The sequence below is a fragment of the Streptomyces recifensis genome (assembly GCF_002154615.1).
Taxonomy (GTDB): Bacteria; Actinomycetota; Actinomycetes; order Streptomycetales; family Streptomycetaceae; genus Streptomyces; species Streptomyces griseoluteus.
The window spans coordinates 1-3,206 of sequence record NZ_MUNH01000769.1; the positions used below are offsets into that span (position 1 = coordinate 1).

Sequence of the window (3,206 nt, forward strand, 5' to 3'; positions counted from 1 at the left end):
CGGCACCGCCGTCGCCGCCGCCGTCACCGTGCCGATGACCGGCGCCCTCGGCGGGCGCTGGCAGTCCGGGCTCGCCGTGTGGGCGGTCCTCGCGGGCATCGCCGTGCTGCCCTGGCTGCCGCTGGTCCGCGAGCGGGTGCCCGCGCCGGTGCCGGTGCCGGGCGCGGAGGCGGGCCCCCGGCTGCGCATCGCCCGCAGCCGCACCGCCTGGGCGCTCGCCGTCTTCTTCGGCCTCCAGGCCACCGCCGCCTACATCACCATGGGCTGGATGCCGCAGATCTTCCGCGACGCCGGGGTCCCGGCCGGCACGGCGGGCGTGCTGCTCGCGGTCACCATGGTGATGGGCGTCCCGCTGGCCTTCGTCATCCCGCGCGTGGCGAGCCGGCTGCCCCACCAGGGGCCCATCGTGCTGGTCCTCGGCGCCTGCGGCCTCGCCGGCTACGCCGGGCTGTACCTCGCGCCCGCCGCCGGGGCCTGGGCCTGGGCGGTGCTGTTGGGCGTGGCCAACTGCGCCTTCCCGCTCGCGCTCACCATGGTCGGCATGCGGGCCCGCACCGGTCCGGGCGTGGCCCAGCTGTCCGCCTTCGCCCAGAGCACCGGGTACCTGCTCTCCATCCCCGGCCCGCTGCTGGTCGGCGTGCTCTACCAGCGCAGCGGAGGCTGGGGCGTGCCGATCGCGCTCATGGCGGCGCTGATGCTGCCGCAGATGGCGGTCGGGTTCCTCGCCGGCCGCGACCGGATCGTGGAGGACGAGGCGCACTGAACCCGGGGGCGGCGGCCTCCGGCCCCGGGGAGGGTGGGACACTGGCCGCATGCAGCCTGTGCTCGATCCGAACCCCCAGAACGGCCAGAAGAAGATGCTGATCGTCTTCGGCTCGTTCTTCGCCATCTTCATCGCCATCGGCATCGTCGCGATGCTGCTCGCCCCCTCCTGATCGCATCCGCCCCGGGGCGGAGTGGCGGGGGTTTTCCCCACCATCCCCTAGGGGGCGGGGATCAGGGTCAAGTGGGTGGAAGCCCGGATGGGTTGACGCCCGGTGACCGCGTAGCTTCGAGGGGTACGGGAGAGGGATTCCCGTACGGTCCGACGAGCGACGGAGGCGATCATGCCGGTACCCGCCCACACCCGGCCCCACCCCGCCGGTGCCGGTGCCCGGCTGCCCTGGTGGGCGCTGGCCCTGCCGGTACTCGCGTTCGTCGCGCTGCTGCTGCTCCTCATGAACCCCTCCGACGCGCACGCGGCGAGCGGCGACCCCGCGCTCGCGCACATGCTCGAGCGCGCCCGGCAGCTCGTCGAGCACGGAGGACCGGCCGCCGCGCACCGGTGAATCCGCATGTCAACTCCCTGCGCCAGGTGGCCTGTTTCATGCGAAGCTGGGTGACATGAGCGTTGCTGAACCCCGCAGGATCGTCCTCTTCCGCCATGCGAAAGCCGACTGGCCCGAGGTTTCCGACCATGAGCGCCCCCTCGCCGACCGGGGCCGCACGGACGCCCCCGTCGCCGGCAGCAGGCTCGCCGACACCGGAATCTCCTTCGATCTGGCCGTCTGCTCCACCGCGGTACGCACCCGCGAGACATGGAAACTCGCCGTGCCCGAGCTGGACCACCGGCCGAAAACGGTCTATGAGGACCGGGTCTACAACGCCTCGCCCGGCGAGCTGATCGCCGTGCTGAACGAGACCCCGGACGACGTGCGCAACGCGATCCTCATCGGCCACAATCCCGGCGTGCAGAACCTGGTCGAGATCCTGGCCGGAACCGCGGAGGGCGACGCAGGCGAGCGGATGAACCGCCGTGGCTTCCCCACCTCCGCCTTCGCCGTGCTGACCTTCGACGGCGACTGGAAGGACCTGGAGCCGGGCAAGGCGACGCTGGTGGACTACTGGGCGCCCTCGGAGTGACCTGTGCGGACACGCGCGGGGGCCCGGAACCGAGGCGGTTCCGGGCCCCCTGCGTATCCGGGTCACTCCTCGTCGTGCGTCTGCGCCGCCTCGACCTCTTCCCGGCTGACGCCCAGCAGATAGAGCACGGTGTCCAGGAAGGGGAAGTTCACCGCCGTGTGCGCGGCCTCCCGGACCACCGGCTTGGCGTTGAAGGCCACGCCCAGGCCGGCCGCGTTCAACATGTCCAGGTCATTGGCGCCGTCACCGATCGCCACCGTCTGTGACAGCGGCACCCCCGCCTCGGCGGCGAACCGGCGCAGCAGCCGCGCCTTGCCCGCCCGGTCCACGACCTCACCGGTTACCCGGCCGGTCAGCTTCCCGTCCGCGATCTCCAGCGTGTTGGCGTGCGCGAAGTCCAGGCCCAGCCGGTCCTGGAGCGCGTCCGTGACCTGCGTGAAGCCACCGGACACCACCCCGACCTGATAACCGAGCCGCTTCAGCGTACGGATCAGCGTCCGCGCGCCCGGCGTCAGCCTGACCTCCTCGCGGACCTTGTCCACCACGGAGGCGTCCAGCCCCTTCAGCAGGGCCACCCGCGCGTGCAGCGACTGCTCGAAGTCCAGCTCCCCGCGCATCGCCGCCTCGGTCACCGCGGCGACCTCGGCCTCGCAGCCGGCGTGCGCGGCGAACAGCTCGATGACCTCGTCCTGGATCAGGGTCGAGTCCACGTCCATCACCACGAGCCGCTGCGCCCGCCGGTGCAGGCCCGCCGAGACCACGGCGATGTCGACACCGAGTGCGGAGGCGCTCGCGGCCAGCGCGCTGCGCAGGGGTTCCGTCGCCACGCCGGACACCGCGAACTCCACGGCCGTCACCGGGTACTTGGCGAGCCGGAAGATGCGGTCGATGTTGCCGCCGGCCTGGGCGATCCGCGCCGCTATGGCCGCCGTCGACTCGGCGGTCAGGGGGTGCCCGAGCACCGTCACCAGGGAGCGGCCGACACCGCGCGGGCGGTTGTCGCCATGGCCGGAGATGATTTCGGCCTGCATCTTCATCGACTCGGCCCAGCTGTGGACCGTCGACCGGAGGTCGCCCTCCAGCCCCTCCGCGGGCTGCGTGACCAGCGCGCACAGCACCAGCCGGCCCCGCGTCACGACCTGCTCGATGTCGACCACGTCGACCTGGAAGGCGGCCAGGGTGTCGAACAGCCCGGCCGTGATGCCGGGCCGGTCCTTCCCGAACACCTTGACGAGAAGAGTGGGGACCTCACCGGTCCGCGAAGCGACGATCTGCGAAGCGCTCATGGTCCCACCACCGTATCC

The 3,206-nt window shown here is 72.3% G+C and carries 5 protein-coding genes; 4 read left to right on the top strand and 1 reads right to left on the bottom strand.

What is annotated here, in order from left to right:
* The 4 genes from CCN33_RS29505 to CCN33_RS29520 form a co-directional block, all read left to right on the top strand.
* Positions 1-763, top strand: a 763-nt coding sequence (locus tag CCN33_RS29505; protein ID WP_140394753.1) for an MFS transporter, incomplete at its 5' end; no start/stop codon positions are given.
* Between the two features lie 49 nt (positions 764-812).
* Complete coding sequence (locus tag CCN33_RS33600; RefSeq protein WP_086696402.1) at positions 813-935, top strand: SGM_5486 family transporter-associated protein; 123 nt, start codon at positions 813-815, stop codon at positions 933-935.
* A 171-nt stretch (positions 936-1,106) separates the two neighbouring features.
* Positions 1,107-1,328 carry a hypothetical protein gene (locus tag CCN33_RS29515; protein WP_086696403.1) on the top strand — a complete coding sequence of 74 codons (222 nt, stop codon included), beginning with the start codon at positions 1,107-1,109 and terminating at the stop codon, positions 1,326-1,328.
* A gap of 55 nt (positions 1,329-1,383) precedes the next feature.
* A complete protein-coding gene (locus CCN33_RS29520) occupies positions 1,384-1,902 on the top strand; it encodes a SixA phosphatase family protein (protein WP_086696404.1) in 519 nt (172 codons plus the stop codon).
* A 62-nt stretch (positions 1,903-1,964) separates the two neighbouring features.
* On the opposite strand, the gene serB is transcribed toward CCN33_RS29520, so the two are convergent.
* A complete protein-coding gene (serB, locus tag CCN33_RS29525) occupies positions 1,965-3,188 on the bottom strand; it encodes a phosphoserine phosphatase SerB (RefSeq protein ID WP_086696405.1) in 1,224 nt (407 codons plus the stop codon).
* Between the last annotated feature and the right edge of the window lie 18 nt (positions 3,189-3,206).